Annotated in this window: 17 protein-coding genes; 7 read left to right on the top strand and 10 right to left on the bottom strand. The window is 73.9% G+C overall.

Annotation, left to right across the window (positions count from 1 at the left end; translation table 11 throughout):
• Window positions 1–189: 189 nt before the first annotated feature.
• Entirely contained in the window at window positions 190–2,286 is a 2,097-nt protein-coding gene (locus tag HL189_RS02680; protein ID WP_369132157.1) for a SpoIIE family protein phosphatase, read from the top strand.
• Window positions 2,287–2,296: 10 nt separating this feature from the next.
• Here the strand turns inward: HL189_RS02680 and HL189_RS02675 are convergent, their stop codons facing one another.
• From HL189_RS02675 to HL189_RS02660, 4 genes are all read right to left on the bottom strand, one after another.
• Window positions 2,297–3,154, bottom strand: coding sequence for a carbohydrate ABC transporter permease (locus HL189_RS02675; RefSeq protein ID WP_369132156.1), 858 nt, complete (start codon window positions 3,152–3,154; stop codon window positions 2,297–2,299).
• A complete protein-coding gene (locus HL189_RS02670; protein ID WP_369132155.1) occupies window positions 3,151–4,089 on the bottom strand; it encodes a carbohydrate ABC transporter permease in 939 nt (312 codons plus the stop codon). Before HL189_RS02670 ends, HL189_RS02675 begins: the two co-directional genes overlap by 4 nt.
• On the bottom strand, window positions 4,086–5,423 hold the full coding sequence (locus HL189_RS02665; RefSeq protein ID WP_369132154.1) for an ABC transporter substrate-binding protein: 1,338 nt from the start codon (window positions 5,421–5,423) through the stop codon (window positions 4,086–4,088). The genes HL189_RS02670 and HL189_RS02665 overlap by 4 nt, the downstream gene beginning before the upstream one ends.
• 188 nt (window positions 5,424–5,611) lie before the next feature.
• Window positions 5,612–7,456 (bottom strand): lytic murein transglycosylase, encoded by a 1,845-nt coding sequence (locus HL189_RS02660; protein ID WP_369132153.1) that lies wholly within the window; start codon window positions 7,454–7,456, stop codon window positions 5,612–5,614.
• A gap of 394 nt (window positions 7,457–7,850) precedes the next feature.
• On the opposite strand from HL189_RS02660, the gene HL189_RS02655 reads away from it, so the two are divergent.
• Entirely contained in the window at window positions 7,851–8,810 is a 960-nt protein-coding gene (locus HL189_RS02655; RefSeq protein WP_369132152.1) for a hypothetical protein, read from the top strand.
• A gap of 56 nt (window positions 8,811–8,866) precedes the next feature.
• Complete coding sequence (locus tag HL189_RS02650) at window positions 8,867–9,187, top strand: hypothetical protein (protein WP_369132151.1); 321 nt, start codon at window positions 8,867–8,869, stop codon at window positions 9,185–9,187.
• Window positions 9,188–9,258: 71 nt separating this feature from the next.
• Here HL189_RS02650 and HL189_RS02645 read toward each other — a convergent pair whose 3' ends face one another.
• Complete coding sequence (locus HL189_RS02645) at window positions 9,259–10,161, bottom strand: EamA family transporter (protein ID WP_369132150.1); 903 nt, start codon at window positions 10,159–10,161, stop codon at window positions 9,259–9,261.
• Between the two features lie 92 nt (window positions 10,162–10,253).
• Between HL189_RS02645 and HL189_RS02640 the strand changes: the two genes are divergently transcribed.
• Complete coding sequence (locus tag HL189_RS02640; protein ID WP_369132149.1) at window positions 10,254–10,763, top strand: MarR family winged helix-turn-helix transcriptional regulator; 510 nt, start codon at window positions 10,254–10,256, stop codon at window positions 10,761–10,763.
• Between the two features lie 9 nt (window positions 10,764–10,772).
• On the opposite strand, the gene HL189_RS02635 is transcribed toward HL189_RS02640, so the two are convergent.
• Window positions 10,773–12,221 (bottom strand): amino acid permease, encoded by a 1,449-nt coding sequence (locus HL189_RS02635; RefSeq protein ID WP_369132148.1) that lies wholly within the window; start codon window positions 12,219–12,221, stop codon window positions 10,773–10,775.
• Between the two features lie 157 nt (window positions 12,222–12,378).
• Window positions 12,379–13,674 (bottom strand): glycosyltransferase family 9 protein, encoded by a 1,296-nt coding sequence (locus HL189_RS02630; protein ID WP_369132147.1) that lies wholly within the window; start codon window positions 13,672–13,674, stop codon window positions 12,379–12,381.
• A 431-nt stretch (window positions 13,675–14,105) separates the two neighbouring features.
• Between HL189_RS02630 and HL189_RS02625 the strand changes: the two genes are divergently transcribed.
• The 3 genes from HL189_RS02625 to HL189_RS02615 all read left to right on the top strand — a co-directional run bounded on the left by HL189_RS02625 (window position 14,106) and on the right by HL189_RS02615 (window position 17,633).
• A complete protein-coding gene (locus tag HL189_RS02625) occupies window positions 14,106–15,731 on the top strand; it encodes a peptide chain release factor 3 (RefSeq protein WP_369132146.1) in 1,626 nt (541 codons plus the stop codon).
• 240 nt (window positions 15,732–15,971) lie between these two features.
• Window positions 15,972–17,009 (top strand): YihY/virulence factor BrkB family protein, encoded by a 1,038-nt coding sequence (locus tag HL189_RS02620; protein ID WP_369132145.1) that lies wholly within the window; start codon window positions 15,972–15,974, stop codon window positions 17,007–17,009.
• Between the two features lie 429 nt (window positions 17,010–17,438).
• On the top strand, window positions 17,439–17,633 hold the full coding sequence (locus HL189_RS02615; protein WP_369132144.1) for a hypothetical protein: 195 nt from the start codon (window positions 17,439–17,441) through the stop codon (window positions 17,631–17,633).
• A gap of 42 nt (window positions 17,634–17,675) precedes the next feature.
• On the opposite strand, the gene HL189_RS02610 is transcribed toward HL189_RS02615, so the two are convergent.
• From HL189_RS02610 to HL189_RS02600, 3 genes are all read right to left on the bottom strand, one after another.
• Complete coding sequence (locus tag HL189_RS02610; protein ID WP_369132143.1) at window positions 17,676–19,577, bottom strand: acyl CoA:acetate/3-ketoacid CoA transferase; 1,902 nt, start codon at window positions 19,575–19,577, stop codon at window positions 17,676–17,678.
• 12 nt (window positions 19,578–19,589) lie between these two features.
• On the bottom strand, window positions 19,590–20,954 hold the full coding sequence (locus HL189_RS02605; RefSeq protein WP_369132142.1) for an MFS transporter: 1,365 nt from the start codon (window positions 20,952–20,954) through the stop codon (window positions 19,590–19,592).
• Between the two features lie 452 nt (window positions 20,955–21,406).
• On the bottom strand, window positions 21,407–22,522 hold the full coding sequence (locus tag HL189_RS02600; protein ID WP_369132141.1) for a zinc-binding dehydrogenase: 1,116 nt from the start codon (window positions 22,520–22,522) through the stop codon (window positions 21,407–21,409).
• Window positions 22,523–22,548 lie beyond the last annotated feature (26 nt).

Below are 22,548 nucleotides of genomic sequence, written 5' to 3'. Positions count from 1 at the left end.
CCACCGGTCGCGCTCACCCGGCCTCTGCCGCCCCGCGCGCCACTCCCGTCCCAGGATCGCGTGATGTCCGTCCCCGTCGCTTGCCCCGGCCGGTCCGCCGTGACATAACTCAGGGCTGAGCGCTCGACAGCGAGCCGTGTTCTCCTCCGGCGCGCGCGCCGTGAGCCGAGGTCTGTGGGTGGTGCAGTGGTGGAGCGGACGCCCGTCGGCGGTGCGGCGTCCTCGGACGTGGAGGCTGCCCGCGTCCGCGCCCAGCTGGCGATCGCCGCGGCCGGCATCGGCACGTTCGACTGGGACCTGGTGAGCAAGCAGCTCACCTGGGACTCCCGCCTGATGGAGATGTTCGGCTACGAGGCCGACACCTTCGAGCAGACCATCGAGGCGTTCAACGCCCGACTGCACCCGGACGACGTCGCCCGGGTGGGCGAGGCGCTCCAGCACGCCATCGCCACGGTCGGGGACTTCGAGACCGACTACCGGGTCCAGCTGCCGAACGGGGACACCCGGTGGGTTGCCGCCCGCGGCAGGGCGCTCGGCGAGCCCGGCGAGGCGGCGACCCGGTTCATCGGCGTGGCCTTCGACGTGACGGCCGAGCACGCCGGCGAAGCCCGGGTCACCCGGTTGCTCGAGGCCATGCCGGCCGGCTTCTACTCCCTCGACCGCGAGTGGCGCTTCACGCACGTGAACGCGGAGGCCGAGCGCCTGCTGCAGCACAGCCGTGACGAGCTGCTCGGCAAGGTCATCTGGGAGGCCTTCCCCGCCGCGGTGAACAGCGTCTTCGAGGACAGCTACCGGCAGGCGGTCGAGACGGGCAAGCCGCTCGCGTTCGACGCGCACTACCCGGCGCCGCTCAACGGCTGGTTCGAACTGCGGGCCTGGCCCACCCCGGACGGGCTGTCGGTCTACTTCCTCGAGGTCACCGATCGCCGGCGCGCCAACGAGCAGGCCGAGCGGGCCACCCGGCGGCTGACGATGCTGGCCCGGGTGAGCGCGGAGCTCGCCAGCACGCTCGACGTCCAGGCGGCGACCGCCCGGCTGCCCCGGATCGTCGTCCCGGCGCTCGCCGACTACTGCATCCTCACCGTCATCGACGACGACGGGCACCCCCGCGACGTCGGCAGTTGGCACGTCGACCCGGCACGGCGGTCGATCCTCGAGCGCTACGCCGAGGTGCGCCTGGACGCCATGCCGATGACCGCGCCGGTGGGCCGCGCGCTGCACTCCAACGCCGCGGTCACCTTCGCCGGGCACGACGTGCTCGACCTGCTCCCGCCGGGGACCGCCCACGACCTGCTCGCCGTCCTGGACCCGCGGACGGAGGTCGCGCTGCCGCTGCGGGCCCGCGGCCGGACGCTGGGCCTGCTGACCCTCTTCTTCGACGACGGCCACACCCCCAGCCCCGACGACGTGTCGGTCGCCCAGGACGTCGCCGACCGGGCCGGCCTGGCCTGGGACAACGCGCGGCTGTTCAGCCAGCAGCAGCAGATGGCCGAGACGCTGCAGCGCAGCCTGCTCACCGAGCCGCCGGAGCCCGACCACGCCGAGATCGTCGTGCGCTACCAGCCCGCGGCCGAGGCGGCCCGGGTCGGCGGCGACTGGTACGACGCGTTCCTGCAGCCCAACGGGGCCACGACGCTGGTCATCGGCGACGTCGTCGGGCACGACACCGCCGCGGCAGCCGCGATGGGGCAGGTGCGCAGCCTGCTGCGCGGCATCGCCGCCTACAGCGACGCGTCGCCGGCGGAGGTGCTGCGCGGCCTGGACTCGGCGATGGCCGTGCTGCAGCTCGACACGCTGGCCACCGCCGCCGTGGCCCGGTTCGAGCAGACCGACGACGAGCGCGCCCGCGGCGTGACCCGCATGGTGTGGGCCAACGCCGGCCACCTGCCGCCACTCGCCCTGCACCCGGACGGCAGCGTGGCGGTGCTCGCCGACTGGAAGGCCGACCTGCTGCTCGGCGTGAACGCCACCACCGTGCGGACGGAGAACGTGGTCACCCTCGACCGCGGCACCACCGTGCTGCTCTACACCGACGGCCTGATCGAGCGGCGGGACGCCGACCTGGACACCGGCCTCGACCGGCTGCGGAAGCACCTCGCCGAGCTCGCCGACCGGCCCCTGCAGGAGCTGTGCGACGAGCTGATCGAACGCCTCGTCGACGGCAAGCCGGACGACGACGTCGCGCTGGTCGCGGTCCGCCTGCACCCGCAGGACCGGCCGCGCCCGCCGGAGGCCGGCCCCAACCGTGTGCCCGACGTCGTGCCGGACGACCCGACCCTCCCCTGAGCGGCCGGCGTCACCGCAGCCCGCTGCGGGCCACCCCCTCGACGAACTGCCGCTGGAAGAGCGCGAAGACGACGACGACCGGCAGGGTGGTGAGCAGCGCCATGCCCATCAGGGCGGGGTAGTCGGTCCCGTACTGACCCTGCAGGAAGGCCAGCCCGATCGGGACCGTGAACAGCCGCTGGTCGTTGAGCACGATCAGCGGCCAGGCGAACTCGTTCCAGCGGTACATGAACGTGAGGATCACCAGCACCGCGATCAACGGCCGGCTCATCGGCAGCACCACCGACCAGAACACCCGCAGATGACCCGCGCCGTCCAGCCGCGCCGCCTCGAGCACCTCGTCGGGCAGCCCGAGCATGAACTGCCGGCACAGAAAGATGCCGAACGCCTCCGCCGCCCGCGGCACGATGACCGCCCAGTAGGAGTCGACCCAGCCGAGCCCGGCGACGAGCTGGAACTGCGGCACCATGACGACCTGCACCGGGATCATCAGGGTCGACAGGACCAGCACGAAGACCACCTGCCGGCCGCGGAACCGGTACTTGGCCAGGACGTACCCGGCCACGAGGTTCAGCGACACCGACAGCAGCATCGCGACGACGGCGATGGCGGCGGAGTTGACGAAGAACTGCCCGAACGGCAGCAGCTCGAAGGCCCGCCGGAACGCCGCGAGGCTCGCGCTCTCCGGCCAGAGCCGCAGGGGCCCACTGGTGACCGCGGCGGTGTCGCTCAGTGCGGTGACGAGCATCCAGTACAGCGGGAACAGCATCACCAGCGCCCCGAGCAGCAGCGCGAGCCACCGCCAGGGGACCCGGCCGGCGCTCCTGTGCCGGCGCCGGGGCGACGCCGTCCGCACGGCACTGCTCACGACACCACCTCCCGGCCCCGCTGCCGTCGCCACCACACGGCGGTCAGGGCCAGGACGACGAGGTAGGTGACCACGCCGATCGCCGCGGCGTAGCCCTGCCGCCGGGCGTCGAAGCCCTCGGCGTAGGCGTACGTCACCAGCATCTCGGTGGCGTTGCCCGGCCCGCCGCCGGTCAGCACGTAGACGACGTCGAACACCTGGAAGCTCTCGATCACCCCGAGCACGACGAGGAACACCGTGGTCGGCCGGAGCAGCGGGACGACGACGTGCCGCAGCGTCTGCCATCGGGAGGCCCCGTCGGTGGCGGCCGCCTCCCGGTACTCGGCGGGCACCCCCTGCAGCGCTGCCAGGTAGACGACCATGGCGAAGCCGACCTTCGTCCATACGCTGATGAGCACCAGGGCGGCCATCGCCGGCACCGCCTCGGACTGCCAGGCGACCCCGGGCAGGCCGATCGCGCGGAGCGCCCGGTTGACCACCCCGACGTTCTCGTTGAACAGCCAGCGCCCGGCGACAGCTACGACGACCCCGCTGATCACGTACGGCAGGTAGTAGACGGCCCGGAGCAGGCCCCGCCCGCGCATCGGCCGGTTGATCGCCAAGGCGACGCCGAGCCCGAGGACCAGCGAGACGGGCACGGTGAGCCCGGCGTAGACGGCGGTGTTGAGGGCCGACCGCCAGAACGTCGCGTCAGCGAACAGCTCGCGGTAGTTGTCCGCGCCCACGTACTCGCGGGGGCCGAAGCCCGAGGAGCTGTACAGCGAGAGCCAGGACGTCGCCAGCAGGGGTAGCAGCAGGAACAGCCCGAACAGCAGCAGGTTGGGCGCGAGCAGCGCCCAGGCGGCCGGCGCCTCACCGCCCCGCCGCCGTCGCCTGCCCGGCTCCGGGGTGCCGGGAGCGCGCACCGTCACCGCGGCCGTGGCAGCCGTCGTCACGACAGCCGTCCCTCGATGTCGTCGGCCAGGCCGTCGAGGACCTCGCCGGCGTCGGCGTTCCCGAGGAACGCCGACTCCAGCCGCTCGACCAGCGATGTGTTGACGGCGTTGAACTGCGGCACGGTCACCTGCTCCACGAGGTCCTGCGAGATGGTGGTCGCCTGCTCGACGTAGAGCTCCATGAGATCGGGGCGGAGGGCGTACTCCAGGCCGCGCTCGATCAGCGCGGTGCGGGTCGGGAGGACGACGGCCTGCTCGCAGAACCGCGCCTGCGCCTCGTCGCCGGCGAGGAAGGCGAGGAAGTCGGCTGCGGCCTCCGGGTTGACCGACGTGGCGGTGGCGACGACGGCGTTGCCGCCGAGGTCCGCCGCGGCCGACTCCGCGCGGGGCAGGAAGGTGGCGCCGTACTGCCGCCCTTGCTCGGCCAGCGTGGGCTCGATCGTGGGGAGCAGGAAGTCACCGGCGAACACCATGCCGATCGTCTGGGTCGTGAACAGCTCGTCGGCGTACGAGCCCTTGGTGGAGGTCGTCGGGGGGACGAGGCCCTCGGTGAAGAAGCCCTGCGTGAGGACGAGCGCCTCCCGGACGGCCCGGCTGTCGACCGCGGGCCCGGTCAGGTCGTCGTCCAGCAGGCGCCCGCCGTTCTGGGCCACCCAGTTCAGCCAGCGGTAGGCACCGGCCTGCTGCCAGTTGACGGCGAACGGGAACTGGTCGGCCCGGGTCGGGAGACGGCGGGCGGCGTCGGTGAACTCCTCCCAGGTCCACGCCTCGTCGAGGGTGGTGGGCGGGTCCAGCCCGGCCGCCTGGACCGCCTCGACGTCGTACAGGACCAGCGAGGTGTCGGTGTGGTGCGGCACGCCGTAGAGCCGGCCGTCCTGGCTCACCGCCTGCCGGAACGCGTCGGTGAACCCCTGCGTGACCTCACGAGGCAGCCGGTCGGTGACGTCGAGCAGGGCCCCGCCGGCCGCGTACAGGCCGATGTCCTGGTACGTGACCCGGAACAGGTCGGGCGCGCGGTCGCCGGCGAGCTGGGCGTCGACACCGGTCAGGAGCTCGCCGAACGGGACGACGTTGAGGGCGACGGGCACCCCGCTGCTCCGCGTCCAGGCATCGGCCAGCTCCTGGAACACGGTGAGCTCCGCGTCGCCCGCCCAGAGGCTGAAGCTCAGCCGCCCCTCGACGCTGCCGGTCCCCTCACCCCTGGCGAGGGAGAAGCCGGTGCCGCACCCGGTGAGCGCCAGCGTCCCGAGCGAGGCTGCGGCCAGGAAGCGGCGACGGCTGAGTCCTCGGCCGTGACCGGACGGCGGCGGGATGCTGCCGGAACTGGGCGCCACGGGGTCACTGTGGTCCCCGGCCGGGAGGCCCGCCACTCGGTGGCACGCCATCTTCTTGTCGCGCCGTTCGCTGTCTCGTCACGAGCGGACAGCGCCCCAGCCAGCGGTCCCCGCCCGCTCGACGGCCGGCCTTCGTCGTCGGGGAACTCCTCGTCCCACCGGGCCCGGGCACCGGGGACGCCCGGGGATCAGCCGCCCGTCGAGCAGGGCAGCCCGGTGAACCGCCCGAGCGCCTCGACCAGCCGAGGTGCGTCGGCCGGTCCGAGGACGACGGTGACCTGCGCGACCCCGGCCGGGCGGAGCAGGTCCGCGACGCCGAGCGCCTCGGCCAGCGCCCGGGCCTGCCGCTCGGCGCCCGCCGGGAACTCGATGGCCGACGCGGAGGCGTCCGAGCTGCCGGTGACGCCGGCGACGGTGAGGCCCGCCCCGGTCAGCCGGCTCGCGGCCGCGTCGGCCACGGCCTGGTCGCCGGTGCCGTTGACCAGGTCCACGGTCACCGGGGCGGGACACGGCTCGGGCTCCGGCACGGGCTCCGGCTCGGGCGCGGGGACCGGCTCGGGCACGGGGACCGGCTCGGGCACGGGGACCGGCTCGGGCACGGGGACCGGCTCGGGCACGGGGACCGGCTCGGGCACGGGGACCGGCTCGGGCACGGGGACCGGCTCGGGCACGGGGACCGGCTCGGGCACGGGCTCCGGCGCTGGGCCGGGCACCGGTGGCGGCTCCGGCATCGGCCCGGGCTCAGGGGCCGGGACCGGGGCAGGTTCGGGCTCCGGCACCGGGGCAGGCTCGGGCTCAGGAGCAGGCTCCGGCTCCGGCTCCGGCTCCGGCTCCGGCTCGGGCTCCGGCTCAGGAGCAGGCTCCGGCTCCGGCTCCGGCTCCGGCTCAGGAGCAGGCTCCGGCTCCGGCTCCGGCTCCGGCTCCGGCTCAGGAGCAGGCTCCGGCTCCGGCTCAGGAGCAGGCTCCGGCTCGGGAGCAGGCTCCGGCTCGGGCTCCGGCTCCGGCTCGGGCTCCGGCTCGGGAGCAGGCTCCGACTCGGCCGGCGGCGGAGGCGGTTCCTCCACGGGTGCCACCGGTTCCGGCTCGGCGACGACCACCACCGGCGGTTCGGGCGTGGGCGGCTCCTCTGGTGCGGCGGGCGGCAGGGTCGGGGCCGGCCCCTCCGGCGTGGTGACCTCGGGCGGCGCCGTCCCGGCGTAGGCGGCGGCCACGGTCAGCACCGTCGTCACGTAGCTGGTCGAGTGGTTGTACGCGAAGACCGCTCGCGCCCGGCCGGCGGAGTCCGAGAGGTCCCGGCCCGCGGTGCACAGGTAGTCCGCCGCCGCGGCAGCCGCGTCGTAGACGTTGAACGGGTCACGACGGCCGTCGCCGTCCCCGTCGGCGGCGTAGCGCGCCCAGGTGGCGGGGATGAACTGCATCGGCCCCACGGCGCGGTCGAGCACCGGGTCCCGGTCGAGCCGGCCGTCGTCCGTGTCGAGGATCCGGGCCGTGCCCCCACCGCCGGTGAGCGCGATGCCGATCACCGGCGGGGACGACAGGCCGTCGGTGTGCAGCACGGCCCCGGCGAAGCGGCCGTGGTTTGACTCCACCCGCCCGATCGCGGCGATCAGCGTCCAGTCGATCCCGCAGGCGTGCGCCCCCTCGGCCGCCCGGCGGTAGGCCTCCAGCGCGGTCGACGGGATGCCGCTGCCGGTGAGCGAGGAGGCGGCCACGGCGCTGGCCCGCGGGCGCTCCGGCGCCGGTTCCACCGCGGGAGCCGGGGAGACGGCAGGAGCCGGCGGGACCACCTCGGCCGGCGGCTCCGGCGCGAACGGTGGGAGGGGGACGTCGAGCCGCAGCAACGGCGTCGGGGCGGCGGCGCGCGCCGTCGCGAAGTTCCCCGCCGGGTGCGGGGCGACCTGGGGGGCCGCGGCGTCCTGCCCCAGCGATCCCGCCACGGCCGCGGGCAGACCGGTGACGACGCCCGCCGCGAGTCCGGCCGCCACGGTCACCCGCAGCGTGCGCCGGATCCCCCGTGACGGCCGCATGCTCATCCGGCGTCCCCGTCGCGGAGTCGCTGAGGCATCCCCGTGTCCCCCTGTGCCGTCGGCCCGGTGCACCGCCGGCCGACCTCGAGGGCGCCGACCAGACGAACCGTAGGCCCGGCGCCCGGGACGCGCCATGCCTTCCGCGGCGCGGAGGCGGCGCGTGGAGGAGGCGCGGGGCGCGTCGGGCCGGCCCGCCCGTCGCCGGGCACCACCCCCCACCGTGTCCGCGTGCGCGACGGGGCGGGCAGGACGATCGGCGTCAGCCGGTCACCCGGGGGAAACCCCGGGTCCGCACGCAGGCTCAGCACCGCGTCACCCGCCAGACGGCGCGCTCCGCGCACGCCCCGGCGAGTCCCTCGAGGGACGGCTGCCCACCCCGTCGCGCACGCCCCGCCGGCCGGTGACGCCGGCGGGCGGACGCCGGCAGTCGACCACCGCGTCCGGTCTCGCCCTGGCCCTGCTCGGTGGGCCCTGGCGGCGCCGGGAGATGGTCCGGCGGGCTGCGGTGGCCCGCTGGCTGCCCCGTGCACCGCGCTGGGTCGGGAGGCTGGTCGACGAGGTGCTGGCCGCGTACCCGGACGCGCCGGCCGACCGGCCGAGGGAGCTGGCCGGCCTCCTGCGGACGACGGAGGGCTGGCGCCGCGGCTGGACCGTGCACCCGCAGCCCCGGGTGGTGCGCTGGCAGCCGGTGGGCACCACCGTCGTCCGCCGGCCCTCCGGCGTGGCCGAGCTGCCCGACCTGGCCGCGCTCGCCCGGCTGCTGGACGTCGACGCAGGTGAGCTGTCCTGGTTCGCCGACGTGCGCGGGCTGGAGCGCACCGCTCTCAAGCCGCTGCGGCACTACCGGTGGACGACGGTGGACGGCCGGCTGCTGGCCGCCCCGAAGCCGCGGCTGAAGGAGGCGCAACGGCGGCTGCTGCGGCACGTCCTGGCTCCCCTGCCGCTGCACGACACGGCGCACGGCTGCGTGCCCGGCCGGTCGGTGCGCACCGCGGTCGCCCCGCACGCCGGGGCGGCCGTCGTCGTCCAGCTGGACCTGGAGCAGTGCTTCGCGAGCATCCGGGCGGAGCGCGTGCACGGGCTGCTGCGGACCGTCGGCGGGCTGCCCGAGCCGGTCGCCCACGCGGTGACCGGCCTGGTGACGACGGTGGTGCCGCGGGCGGTGTGGCAGCACGCGCCGGTGCCCGCCGACTTCGACCGGCACCGCCGCCTGGGCCTGCGGCTCGCCGTGCCGCACCTCCCCGCGGGCGCGCCCACGTCACCGGCGCTGGCGAACTGGTCTGCTTCCGGCTGGACCATCAGCTCGCCGGTCTCGCCGCGTCGTTCGGGGCGGTCTGCACCCGGTACGTCGACGACCTGACGTTCAGCCGCGGCCGGGGCCTCGACCGCGGCCGCCTCGCCGGGCTGGCCGGGGAGGTGGCCACCGAGGAGGGCTTCCGGCTCAACGCGGCCAAGACCCGGTCCCGGACGTCGGCCGGCCGCCAGGGAGTGCTGGGCACGGTGGTGAACGTGCGGCCCACGCTGCCGCGCCCGGAGCGGGACGCGCTGCGCGCGCTGCTGCACAACTGCGCCGTCCACGGCTGGGCCACGCAGGTCCGCGACCGGGACCCGGCCACCTTCCGCGACCACGTGCTCGGCCGGGTGGCCTGGGCCGCCTCGGTCGACCCGGTGCTCGGCGCCCGGCTGCGCGAGCTCGCCGGCCGGATCGGCTGGGGGGATCCCGTCACCCGGTCGTGAACCGGCCGGGGCGGCAGGGCACCAGCCGCGGGGGCGGCTCACCGCTGGTCAGCTCCTCCGAGCACTCCCGCTCAGTGCCGGCCGGCGCGCTGGGCGAGGACGACGCAGCTCAGCGCCACGGCCATGCCGGCCAGCTGCGGTGCGGTGAGCACCTCGCCGAGCAGCAGCCATCCCACCGTCGCGGCGACCACCGGGCTGAGCAGCCCCAGGAAGCTGATCCGGTCGGCGGGCAGCGTGCCGATGCCGCGCAGCCAGAGCGCGTAGGCCAGTGCCGTGTTGACGGTGATCAGGTACAGCAGCCCGCCGGCCTCGGTGCCGGTGAGCGCGGTGGGCAGCCCCTCGACGAGCAGGGCGAGCGGCAGCAGGAGCAGGCCGCCGGCGGTCAGCTGCCAGCCGGTGAAGGCGAGCACCGGCACCGGCCTCCCCCACCGCTTGGTGAGCACGACGCCGGTGCCCATGCAGGCGGTGCCCGCGAGGCCGGCCGCGATGCCGACCGGGTCGAGGGTCACCGGGCCGCTCAGCACGATGAGCGCGACGCCGCCCACCCCGAGGGCGCCGAGCAGCAGGGTCCGCGGCTGCAGCCGCTGACCGAGCAGCGGCACCGCGAGGACGGCGACCAGCAGCGGCTGGGCCGCCCCGAGGACCGCGGCCACCCCGCCGGGCAGCCGGTAGGCGGCGACGAAGAGCAGCGCGAAAAAGGCACCGATGTTGAGCACGCCGAGGACGGCGGCCTTGCCCCACCAGGAGCCGCGGGGCAGCCGCCGCCCGACGGCCACGAGGAGCAGGCCGGCCGGCAGGGCGCGCACCGTGGCGGCCAGCAGCGGCCGGTCCGGAGGCAGCCACTCCGTCGTGACGGCGTACGTCGTCCCCCAGGTGACCGGCGCCACCGCGGCGAGGAGGGTGGCGGGTCCGAGCCGGGGCGACGGTGCCGCCGTCGTCGTCGGGTGCGGTGTCGGCAACGTCAGGGCGGCCATGTCGTGCCTCGGTCTCTCGGTGGCTGGTATCTTGCTGCCAAGATACTCATGAGCGTGCTTCTGTCAACCGAGAGATGCGGGATACTGGGCCCATGAGGAAGCGGGACGGCGTAGACGCCATCGTCGAGCAGTGGGCGGTCGAGCGGCCCGACCTGGAGACCCCGGCCATGGCGGTGTTCGGGCGGATCTACCGGGCCGCGCGCCTGGTCGCCGACGTCCAGGAGCGGTGCTACGGCCGCTTCGGCATCACCCGGGCCGACTTCGACGTCCTGGCCACGCTGCGCCGGGCCGGCACCCCGGACGGAATGTCACCCGGGCGGCTCACCGACGCGCTGATGCTCAGCAGCGGCGGGATGACCAGCCGGCTGGACCGGCTGGAGCGAGCCGGGCACCTGGTCCGCAGCCCTGATCCCGCCGATCGGCGGGCGCTGGTGGTGCGGCTCACCGACAGCGGCCGGGCGCTGATCGACGAGGCGGTCGGCGCCGGGCTCGCCGAGCAGCAACGGCTGCTGGCCGACCTGCCCGCCGCCCAGGTGCGGCGGCTCGAGGACGACCTGCGCGACCTGCTGCTGTCCGTCGAGCACCGCGCCGCGGAGCAGTAGGCGCCGCGCTCAGGACCGGATCGCGCCCCCGCGGTGCGGTCGGTCGGGGTTCAGCAGCGAGTGCCTCCGGCCGTAGGTGACGTAGATGACCAGCCCGATCACCAGCCAGACGGCGAAGCGCAGCCAGGTCTGCCAGTGCAGTTGCGCGATGAGGAACAGCGACGCGAGGACGCCGACCGCCGGCACCACGGGCATCCACGGGAGCCGGAAGGACCGCGGGGCGTCCGGGCGCGTGTAGCGGAAGAGGATCACCGCCACGCAGACCACGATGAACGCGGACAGGATGCCGATGTTGGTCAGGTCGGCGACCTCACGGATCGGGAACACGCCCGCGAGCAGCGCCGAGGCGATGCCGGCGATCCAGGTCACCCGCTGCGGGGTGCCGTGCCGGTCGACCTGGGCGAACCACGGCGGGAGCAGCCCGTCCCGGCTCATCGAGAACCAGACCCGGGTGACGCCGAGCAGGAAGGTCAGCATCACGGTCAGGATCGAGAGCACCGCGAAGACGGAGATGATGCCGGCGATGACCGGCAGGCCCACGCTGGTGAACGCGGAGGCGAACCCGGCCTCGGGGTCGATGTCGGTGTAGCTCTGCATGCCGGTGAGGACCAGGGTCGCGGCGACGTAGAGGGTCATCGCGATGACCAGGGACAGCAGGATCGCCTTGGGCATGTGCTTCCGGCCGTCCTCGGCCTCCTCGGCGGCGGTGCTCATGGCGTCGTAGCCGAAGACGGCGAAGAAGACGGTGGCCGCGCCGGTGAGCACCGCGCCGAACCCGGCCGGCATGAACGGGTCGTAGTTGCCGGCGTCGATGTAGAAGACGCCCAGCCCGATGATGAACAGGATCAGCAGGATCTTGATGCCGACGGCGATCAGCTCGAAGCGGCCGAAGGTCCTCGTGCCGCGGCTGAGGATCCAGGTGACGAGCAGGCAGATCAGGACGGCGGGCAGGTTGACGATGCCGCCGTCCTCGGCGCTGGCGGCGATCGCCAGGGGCAGGTCGGCGCCGAAGCCGGCGAGGAACGCCTCGAGGTACCCGGAGATGCCGATCGCGACGACGGCGACGATCGCGATGTACTCCAGCAGCAGGTCCCAGCCGATGAACCAGCCGATGAACTCGCCGAGCGCGACGTAGCCGTAGGTGTAGGCCGAGCCGGCCCGCGGGATCATGCCGGCGAACTCGGCGTAGGACAGCGCGGCGGCGGCCGAGGCGAGGCCGGCGATCAGGAAGGCGAGGAGCACGGCCGGGCCCACTCCGGGGTTGTCCGCGTCGCCGTGGGCGACCAGGCCGGCGAGGGAGAAGATCCCGACGCCGATGATGCCGCCGACGCCGATCGCGGTGAGCTGCCAGAGCCCGAGGCTCTTGGTGAGCTGACCCACCCCGCTCTCGGCCTCGATCTCCTCGATCTGGTCGACGGGGAGTCGCCGCCAGATGGAACGCGACCGGTCGGTGCTCATGTGCGCTCTCCCGTCCTCGCCGTGGCGGACTGCGGGGCGGACCACTGGCCAGGGCTGGGATCCTCCGCCTGCGGCCACCGGGAGGCAATGCGGCACGACCCCGGGAACGCCCCAGGGCGCCCTGCGGTCGTCGGTGGAGCTGTGCGGACCGTCCCGCTCAGCGCGTCCCGACGGGGTCGTCGGGCGCCGCCGCCGGCGGGCGCAGGCGGTCCCCGAGCAGGTCGGTCACCGCGGCCACGACGTCGGCCGGCTCGATGGCCTCCAGGCACGGGAAGCGGCGCGCGGACACCGGCGGCCGCGGAGCCGGCGGGAGGACGGACTGGCGCAGGCCCTTGTAGACCTTCCACACGCCCAGGTACTTCATCGCCCGCGCGGACGCGGGCGCGGCGGTCAGGTGCGTGCACGTGCAGGACGCGCCCATCGTCAGCTGGCACCACTCGACCTTCGAGACGACCCGGTGCGTACGCCGGTGCGGCCACCAGAGGGCGCCCCCGCGGTTCTGCCCCGGGTAGCCGTGGTCACCCGGCCCCTGCAGGGTGACCGTCGGCGTGCCCACGGCGAGCGCGAGGAACGTCGGCCCCGACGGCTCGCCGATGAACACGTCGCAGCGCTGGATGACCGCGGCGAGCTCGAGCGGGGTGTGCCCGCCGATCACCGTGATCGCCTCCCGCACGTGCGTGGGGAGGCCGTCGAGCTCGTCGGCCTGCTCCTGGAGCCCGCCGTTGAAGACGAGGTCGACGCCGCGCGCGTGGAGCTCCTCGGCGACGCGCGCGAAGCGGTCGGTGCCCCAGCGGCCGATGTGCGCGTACTTCGGCGCCCGCAGGTTGAAGATCGCCACCGGCCGGGCGCCCAGGCCGTTGTCCGCGAAGACCTGCGCCGCGTGCGCGAGCTCGGCCGGCCCGGGGGCGATCCTCGGCGGCTCGGCGGTCGCCAGCGGCTTGCCCAGCAGGAGGTTCGACGCGGCGAGCTGGAACAGCACGTGCTGGGGGAAGTCCGACAGCGCGTCCCGCCGCGGGTCCCGGTAGCGGTAGCCGTGCCGGTAGAGCAGCCGCGTCCGGGCCAGCGCCGCGGTGAGCGGCCACGTCCATGCGATGCGGTCGCGCTTGTAGAGGAACAGCGCGACGTCGAACGGGCGCAGTGCGTGCGCGTTGCGCAGGAGGTTCGGCAGCGACTTCCTCGGGTCCTTGGCGTCGCCGTGCAGCTGGACGAGCCCGGCGACGTGCGGCGACGAGCGGAGGACCCCCTCCTGCTTGTCCTTGGAGGTCGATCGCCGCGTGGTCATGTACCCGGCGTGGAGCTCCGCCTCGGGCAGGTGGCGCTTGATCAGCTCGAACGCCGGGAGCGACTCGACCGCGTCGCCGAGGCCCTTCATCGCGACGACCACGAGGATGCGCCGCGGCGTGCGCCGCGCCGGGTGATCTGCAGTGGGTGCGCTCGTGATCGTGTCGCTCATGCGGTCTCCCCGTGGACCTGCTCCCGGACGTCCGGCCACTCGTCGAGCGGCTGACCCTAGCGGTGCCCAGCGCACCCGGGACAGGGCCCGCGACCTCCGACGTGGCGCCGGACCACGTGCGCCGGTCCGCCCTGGCCCCGCCCGGCAGGATGGCCGGAGGGGGTCTGCGGTCGGCCGCCGCAGGCCGGACCGGCGTGCGGCCATGGATCTCAGCCCCGAGGAAATGCGGGAGGTCCTCCGACTGCTGCACGAGGTGGACCGTCCGGCGCCCGCCACGATGCCCCACCGGCGTGCCGGGGGGACGGCTGGCCGTGTGCTGGCGCGCTCGCCCGCCGGCGCGCAGCGGTCCCGCACGAGGACCGGCCGGGCGCTGCGGCGTGCGCCGACGCCCGCCACGAGGAACGACGACGCCACACCAGGGAGAGCTGCTCATGACCGCGACCGCCCCGATCCGCACGGACGATGCGGAGGGGACACCGACCGACGTGGTGACCGAGGCCGCCCGCCGGCGCACCTTCGCGGTGATCAGCCACCCCGATGCCGGGAAGTCCACGCTCACCGAGGCCCTGGCCCTGCACGCCCGCGTCATCGGCCAGGCCGGTGCGGTGCACGGCAAGGCCGGCCGGCGGGGCACCCTGTCGGACTGGATGGACATGGAGCGCGCCCGCGGGATCTCGATCACGTCCGCGGCGCTGCAGTTCTCCTACCGCGACACCGTCGTCAACCTCCTCGACACCCCCGGCCACGCCGACTTCTCGGAGGACACCTACCGGGTGCTCACCGCGGTGGACGCCGCGGTCATGCTCATCGACGCCGCGAAGGGCCTCGAGGCGCAGACCATGAAGCTGTTCGCCGTCTGCCGGCACCGGGGGATCCCGGTGATCACCGTGGTCAACAAGTGGGACCGCCCCGGCATGGACGCACTCGCCCTGATGGACGAGGTGGCCGACCGGACCGGGCTGGCCCCGACGCCGCTGACCTGGCCGGTCGGGATCGCCGGGGACTTCCGCGGCGTCCTCGACCGGCGCGACGGCAGCTACCGCCACTTCACCCGGACCGCCGGCGGGGCGACGATCGCCCCGGAGCAGGTGCTCTCCGCCGAGGAAGCGCTGGCCCGGGAGGGCGACACCTGGTCGCAGGCGGTCGAGGAGTCCGAGCTGCTGACCGAGACCGGCGCCGTGCACGACCAGGAGCTGTTCCTGGCCCACGCCAGCACGCCGGTGCTGTTCGCGTCCGCGGTGTCCAACTTCGGCGTAGGCCAGCTGCTCGACGTCCTGGTCGGCCTGGCCCCCGCCCCGGTCGACCGGCCCGACGAGGACGGCGAGCCGCACCCGCTCGACGCGCCGTTCAGCGGCTTCGTGTTCAAGGTGCAGGCCGGCATGGACGCCGGGCACCGGGACCGGCTGGCCTACCTGCGGGTCTGCTCGGGCGTCTTCGAGCGCGGGATGGTCGTCACCAACGGTCGAACCGGCCGGCCGTTCGCCACCAAGTACGCCCAGCAGGTGCTCGGCCGCGAGCGGGAGACCCTCGAGACCGCCTACCCCGGGGACGTCGTCGGCCTGGTCAACGCCGCGGCCCTCGGCGTCGGCGACACCCTCTACGCCGGCGACCCGGTCGTCTATCCCCCCATCACCACCTTCGCGCCGGAGCACTTCGCCGTCGCCCGGGCGGCGGACACGTCGAAGTACAAGCAGTTCCGCAAGGGCATCGAGACCCTGGGCGGCGAGGGTGTCGTCCAGGTGCTGGTGTCCGAGCGTCGCGGGGACGGCGCCCCGGTCTTCGCCGTCGTCGGCCCCATGCAGTTCGAGGTGGCCAGCCACCGCATGGAGCACGAGTTCGGCGCCCGGATCTCCCTGGAACCACTCCCCTACACGATCGCCCGGATCACCGACCGGGAGTCCGCGCCCGAGCTCGCCACCGCCCGGGACGTCGAGGTGCTGCAGCGCGCCGACGGCGAGCTGCTGGCCCTGTTCACCAACAAGTGGGCGCTGCAGGTGCTCGAGCGCAACAAGCCGCACCTCACCCTGGTCCCGATGGTCGCCGCCGAGCTCGGCTGACAGGGCGGCGGCCGGTCCCCACCGCCCGGGGTGCTCGGCCGTCCCGTCCCACTGCCCGGAGCCGGCCGGTCGGCGGCCCGAACAGGGACGGAACGGCCCCGCAGGGCGCATCCTCTGACGATGGCGGAGGCGCCGAACGGGCGAACGGGTACCGACCCGGCGGACGCGGTCCGAGCGGCTGGCTCGACGGATCGCGCCCCGGTACGAGGGAACGCCGCACACCGGCTGCTGAGGCGCACGATGGGCCGCGCCTGGAACGGTGACATCTTCAGCGAGTCGGCGGCAGCGGCGTTCTGGCAGACGCTGTCCCTGCCACCGTTGCTGCTCGGGCTCTTCGGGATCCTCGGCTACGTGGGCGGCGTGTTCGGCCCGGACACCGTCGCGGCGGTCCAGCAGTGGATCATCGAGCTCACCGGCGGGTTCTTCAGCCAGAACGCCCTGGACGAGATCATCTCCCCCACCGTGGCCGACATCCTGAGCACGGCTCGTGGAGAGATCGTCTCGATCGGGTTCCTCCTCTCGTTCTGGTCGGGCTCGTCGGCGGTGTCCGCCTTCGTCGACGCCATCACGCGCGCGCACGACCAGTACGAGCTGCGCAACCTCATCTGGCAGCGCGTGCTCGCGATGCTCACGTACCTCGTCGGCCTGATCACCGGGATCATCGCCCTCCCGCTCGTCGCCCTCGGACCGGAGCGGATCCTCGCCCTCCTGCCCGACTCCTCGGCACTCGCCGTGGGCCCGGCCTTCGATGCCCTGTACCACCTGGTCGTAGCGCTCGTCCTGCTGGTGGCGCTCACGACGCTGTACCGGGTCGCCCTGCCGCTGAAGCCGCCGTGGTACCGCGGACTGCCCGGGTCGCTCCTCGCCGCTCTCGTGTTCCTCGCCGGCGCATCCGGACTGCGGCTCTACCTCGACTGGCTGACCGCGACCGGCTTCAGCTACGGCGCGCTGGCCGCACCCATCGCGTTCCTGCTCGCCACCTTCTTCATCGCCTTCGCGATCATCCTTGGGGCGCACCTGAACGCGGGCATCCAGGTGCTGTGGCCGGCACCCCTGCGCGATCGCCGGCACAGGCTGAAGAGGTCCGACCCCGGGACGCCGGAGCTGCGCCGTGCCGTGCGGGAGAACCCGGAGGCCGCCGCCGTGCTGCTCGAACGGCTCTCCTACACGGTGCGCCGCCCCGGGTCGGCCGAACCCGAGGCGGAAGGTCAGCTCCCCGACCACGGACCGAGCCGCGCCACACCGGCCGGGTCGCCGCCCTCGGGGAGTTCTCGATGATGCGGTGTGCACAGCGCGTGGCGGCGTGCACGACCCCGCGGCCGGCCCGAGGACCGTCGTCCCGTGCCCGTGCCGAACCCGGAGGGCCCGACATGCGCGAGACTCGGGGTCAGGACGGTGAGCGCGCAGGCGCGGGTGGTCGGCACCGGCCTCGGCAGCGACTGCTCGCCACGACCGCTGGTGCCTGGTGAGTCGCGAGGGAGGAGCCGAGCATGGGCGAGTTCCGGGCGACGATCCGCACCATCGGGAACGACGTGGGCGCCGAGGGGACCGGAGCATGGGTGGTGGACCACCACCTGACGGAGCGCGCGGCCATCGATGTCGATTTCCTGTCCGGCGGCCACCTCCTCCACCTGGCAGTCGCCGGCTGCTTGTTCAACGACCTGCTGCGCGACCCCGAACCGAGGCATCACCATCGACCACCTCGCCGTGTCCGCCCACGGGGACTTCGACCAGGACGGTTCTCGCGGCGTGCAGTACGCCATCGAGATCAGCTCGGCCAGTGACCGGGGCGCGGTGCAGCGCCTGATCGACGACGTCGAGGCCGACGCGACGATCCCGAAGGCGCTGCGCACCGGCGTGCCCGTGGAGAGCTCCGGCACCAGGATCGCAACGGACCAGTAGCGCCCGGGTCGCGCCGACTCCGCTGACGCGACCGCAGCGCGCTCAGCGAGGGCGTTCGCTGAAGTTGGCGTAGAGGTCGTGCTCGGTGAACTCCCGGCCCAACTGGCGGCGGAAGAACGCGTTGGTCGAGTAGCGGGTGGAGGAGAGGAAGAAGCGATCCTCGTTGCTCCTGACCATGGCGAAGAAGTGATCCGCCGCGTCCGGGCCGAGGTCGAAGTTGTCGTAGTTGACGACGACGTGCACCCGCCGGTCGAGCGCGGAGAACCGGCGGTCGAGCCACTGGGCCAGGTCGTCGGCGTCCTGCGCCGTCACCAGCCGCAGCCCCTCGAAGTTGACGTAGACGGTGTCGGTGACGGCGTCGAACCGGAAGCGCTCCTCCATGTCGACGGGGCGCCGGTCGCGCAGCCCCATCGGCCGGTCGCGGAAGATCGCCGCGTCCATCGCGCACAGGTCCTCGCCGATGAGCGGAGCGACGTCCATGTGGGCCAGCACGTCCCGTTCCACGTCGACGCCCGGGGCGACCTCGACCAGCTCGAGGCCCCGCTCGGTCAGCCGCAGGACGCACCGCTCGGTGACGTAGTAGACGCACTGACCGCGCTCGGCAGCGAGGCGCCCGTTGAAGGTCACCTGCCCGACCCGGTCGCGGAACTTCGGTATCGCGCCGGTGTCGTCGACGACCAGCGCACCGTCGCGGACCGACACGCGTGAGCGGGCCGTGAACGTGCCGAGGAAGAAGACCGACCGGGCGTTCTGGCTGATGTTGATGAAGCCGCCCGCACCGGCGACCCGGCGACCGAACCGGCTGACGTTGACGTTGCCCTCGGCGTCGGCCTCCGCCATGCCGAGGAACGCCTGGTCGAGCCCGCCTCCGTCGTAGAAGTCGAACTGGTACTGCTGGTCGATGATCGCCTGCGGGTTGGCGACGGCGCCGAAGCTCAGCCCGCCGGCCGGGATCCCGCCGACCCCGCCGGGCTCGACGGTCAACGTGATCAGGTCGAGGATCCGCTCCTCGGCAGCCACGGCCGCGACGCCCTCGGGGATGCCGATCCCGAGGTTCACCACCGCGTTGGCCGACAGGAACATCGCTGCGCGGCGGGCGATCACCTTGCGCGCGTCCAGGGGCATTGGGGTCAGCCCGGTGCTGGGCGCGGTGATCTCGCCCGTGTAGGCGGGGTTGTACGCCTCGACGAACGTCTGGCCGTGGTTCTCGGGCTTCGCCACGACGACGGCGTCGACCAGGATGCCGGGGATCTTCACCTCGCGCGGGCTCAGCGTCCGGCGCTCGGTGACCCGCTCCACCTGGACGATGACCACGCCGCCGGAGTTCCTGGCGGCCTGCGCCATCGACAGGACCTCGAGGGTGAGCGCCTCCCGCTCCATCGTGACGTTGCCCTCGGGGTCGGCGGTGGTGCCCCGCAGCAGAGCCACGTGCACCGGCTGCGCGGGGAAGAACAGGTGCTCCTCCCCGCGCAGCGTCACCAGCTCGACGAGCTCCTCGGTGGTGCAGTCGTTCATCCGGCCGCCCCCGTGCCGTGGATCGACGAACGTGCCGAGCCCCACCTTGGTCACCACGCCCGGGCGGCCGCCGGCGATCTCCCGGAACAGGTGGCTGATCACGCCCTGCGGCCAGCAGTACGCCTCGATGCGGTTGTCGAGGGCGAGCACGCCGAGGCTCGGCACGAGCCCCCAGTGCCCGCCGATCACCCGGCGCACCATGCCGTCGGCGCCGAAGTGGTTCAGCCCCCGCGTGCCGCCGTCGCCCTGGCCCGCCGCGTAGACCAGCGTGAGGTCCCGCGGCGAGCCAGTGGCCTCGAACCGCCGTTCCAGTGCGAGCGCCAGCTCCTCGGCGAAGCCGGTGCCGACGAAGCCGCCCGTGGCGACCGTGTCGCCGTCGACGACGATCTGCGCCGCGGCCTCGGCTGAGATGACCTTGTTGCGCTGCACTGGACGGCCGGCTCAGGGGCGGCCGGCGCCGACCGACGCCCGATCGGCGGCGGGGTCCCGCGTCAGGTCGCTGCGCGCGGTCTCCCGGCTGAGCAGGACGGCGAGCACGGTGAGCACCGCGGCACCGGCCAGGTACAGCGAGATCGGGAGGGAGTTGCCGTACTCCAGCAGCAGCGCGGTGGCGATGATCGGCGCCAGGCTGCCCGCCACGATGGAGGACACCTGACCGGCCACCGACAGACCGCTGTACCGCACCTGGGTGGAGAACAGCTCGGAGAAGAAGGACGCCTGGGGCCCGTACATCGCCCCGTGGAAGATCAGGCCGATCGTGCCGGCGAGCGCCAGCAGGAGGAACGACCCCGAGTCGTACAGGGCGAAGAAGACGAAGCCCCACACGCCGACGCCCACGGCCCCGAACACGTACACGGGCCGGCGGCCGAACTTGTCGGACAGCGCACCCATCGCGGGGATCGCCACGAAGTGGATCGCCGAGGCGATCAGCGCCGCGTTCAGCGCCGTGCTCCGCGAGATGCCCGCCTCGCCGGTGGCGTAGGCCAGCGCGAACGCGGTGAAGATGTAGTAGCCGATGTTCTCCGCCAGGCGGGCGCCGATGGCCAGGATGATCTCGCGGGGGTACTCGCGCAGCACCTGGACGACGGGCAGCTTGGGCGCCTCCTCGGCCGTTGCGGCGTGCTCCCGGGCGGCCCGGAAGACCGGCGACTCCTCGATCGAGACCCGGATCCAGAGACCCACGCCCACCAGCACCGCGCTCAGCAGGAACGGGATGCGCCAGCCCCAGGACTCGAACTGCTCGTCGGTCGTCGTCGCGGAGACCACCGCGAGGACGGCGACGGCGAGGAGGTTGCCCGCCGGCGCGCCGGCCTGCGGCCAGGACGCCCAGTACCCGCGCCGCTCGGGCGTGCCGTACTCGGCGGCCATCAGCACCGCCCCGCCCCACTCGCCGCCGAGGGCGAAGCCCTGCACCAGCCGGAGGACGATCAGCAGGATCGGTGCCCAGACGCCGATCGCCCCGTAGGTCGGGAGCAGACCGATGAGGAACGTCGCGCCACCCATCAGCATCAGCGTGATGACCAGCATCTGCTTGCGGCCGATCTTGTCGCCGTAGTGGCCGAAGATCACCCCACCGATCGGCCGGGCCGCGAAGCCCACCGCGTAGGTGGCGAACGCGAGCAGCGTCCCGACCAGCGGGTCGAAGTCAGGGAAGAACAGCTTGTTGAAGACCAGCGCGGCGGCCGATCCGTAGAGGAAGAAGTCGTACCACTCCACGGTGGTCCCGACGAGACTGGCGCCGACGACCTTGACGATGGACGTGTTCGACGCCGGCGGGACGGCGGCTTCCTGGTGAGACCTGGACAAGGCTCATCCCCTGTTCGTGTGCAGGATGCGTGGACGTCCCGGTTGTCTCCGACCGGGGGGCGGGAGGTCCATCGGCGGTCGAGGTGGCCACCCGCCGACGGGCGACCGGCTCAGCGCTCGGGACTGGTGCAGCGGCGGCACGGCCCGCGCGGAGGTGGCCGGCGGCGGTAGGCGGCTCGTCGGCGCACCGGACCGGGCAGGGCCGACGGACGACGCTGCGGATCCACGGTCACCCCCTCGCTGCGTGATCATCGGCGGCAGCATCCCCGGGTTGCGGCACATCGGCGAATCGCGGGCGATCTCGATCCGGTGACTCGCGCCGGCCGGCGAGCGCCGCACAGCTCGGCGCCGGAGGACGTCCACGGGGTGGGGTCGAGGACGCGACGCGCCACCTCGCCGATGCGTCACGACGACGGCCTGGTCGCGTGCGAGCGAGCAGCCGGGGCAGGCGATCAGTTGCCGCGACAGCGAGGCGGACGGGGTCGGGCCGGCGGGGTACCGGCCCGACCCCGCTGGATCACCGTCGGTCCGCACCCGGGACGAGCAGGACCTTCCCCGCATCGCCCGTGAGCAGTTCGACCGCGGCGTCCGCCTCGTCGAGGGGCAGGCGGTGGGTGATCAGCCAGTCGAGGTCGATGCGACCCGACTGCAGCAGGAGGAGCAACTGCTCCCAGGTGTCCCAGAGCCGGCGGCCGAAGATGCCGCGCAGCGTGATGCCCTTCTTGTTCACGAACGCCGCGATGTCGATCGGCGCCGGCTCGCTCGGGGTGTCCCACCGTCACGAGCGTGGCCTCCCGCCGCAGCGCCTCCATCAGCGGCGGCAGCACTCCGCGCACACCGGAGACCTCGAAGGCGACGTCGAAGCCGCCGCGCCGTCCGGCGAGGTCGCGGCAGACGCCGACGACGTCGTCCGACGGGTCGAGCACCTGGACGCCGATCGACTCCGCCTGCTTCCGGCGGAACGAGTTGGGCTCCACGGCGACGACGGCCGCGGCTCCGAGTCCGAGGGCGATCTGCGCGGTGACCAGACCCACCGGCCCGCAGCCGTTGACCAGGACGTACTGCCCGGCCACGGCGTACCCGGACCGCTGGACGGCGTGCATGGCCACCCCGGCCGACTCCAGCAGGGCGCCGGTCTCCAGCGACACCGACTCGGGCAGCGGCACGCAGATGCCCGCCGGGACGGCGACGCGTTCGGCGAAGACGCCGTCGATGTGCATGCCGAGGATGCCGGTCCGCTCGCAGGTGTGCGCGCTACCGGTCCGGCACGGGTAGCACCGGCCGCAGATGAGGTGGCTCTCCAGCGCCACCTGGTCGCCGGGGGTGACGTTGTCGACGCCCGCGCCCACCGCGAGCACCGTCCCGGAGCCCTCGTGGCCGAGGACCACCGGCGGTGTGAGGCGGAACGCCTGCGCCGAGGGCGTCCACTCGTAGAGCTCCCGGTCGGTGCCGCACAGCGAGGCGGCGGCCACCTCGAGCAGCACCTGCCCCGGGCCGGCGACGGGCTCGGCCCAGTCCTCACGGACATCGATGCCGCGCTCGGCTGCGTGCTTGACGACGGCCTTCATGGTGTCCTCCTGATCGATCGTGCGGG

This window comes from Modestobacter sp. I12A-02662 (genome assembly GCF_041028325.1).
In the GTDB taxonomy this organism is placed as follows: Bacteria; Actinomycetota; Actinomycetes; order Mycobacteriales; family Geodermatophilaceae; genus Modestobacter.
The sequence above is the reverse complement of the archived record's forward strand: the minus strand, read 5'-3'. Positions and strand labels throughout refer to the sequence as shown.

What these genes read in the sequence shown, in the direction of transcription:
- HL189_RS02660 (WP_369132153.1), bottom strand. Translation starts at nt 7,456, where the DNA reads ATGAGCATGCGGCCGTCACGGGGGATCCGGCGCACGCTGCGGGTGACC.
- HL189_RS02645 (WP_369132150.1), bottom strand. Translation starts at nt 10,161, where the DNA reads ATGGCCGCCCTGACGTTGCCGACACCGCACCCGACGACGACGGCGGCA.
- HL189_RS02640 (WP_369132149.1), top strand. Translation starts at nt 10,254, where the DNA reads ATGAGGAAGCGGGACGGCGTAGACGCCATCGTCGAGCAGTGGGCGGTC.
- HL189_RS02635 (WP_369132148.1), bottom strand. Translation starts at nt 12,221, where the DNA reads ATGAGCACCGACCGGTCGCGTTCCATCTGGCGGCGACTCCCCGTCGAC.
- HL189_RS02630 (WP_369132147.1), bottom strand. Translation starts at nt 13,674, where the DNA reads ATGAGCGACACGATCACGAGCGCACCCACTGCAGATCACCCGGCGCGG.
- HL189_RS02625 (WP_369132146.1), top strand. Translation starts at nt 14,106, where the DNA reads ATGACCGCGACCGCCCCGATCCGCACGGACGATGCGGAGGGGACACCG.
- HL189_RS02620 (WP_369132145.1), top strand. Translation starts at nt 15,972, where the DNA reads ATGGGCCGCGCCTGGAACGGTGACATCTTCAGCGAGTCGGCGGCAGCG.
- HL189_RS02600 (WP_369132141.1), bottom strand. Translation starts at nt 22,522, where the DNA reads ATGAAGGCCGTCGTCAAGCACGCAGCCGAGCGCGGCATCGATGTCCGT.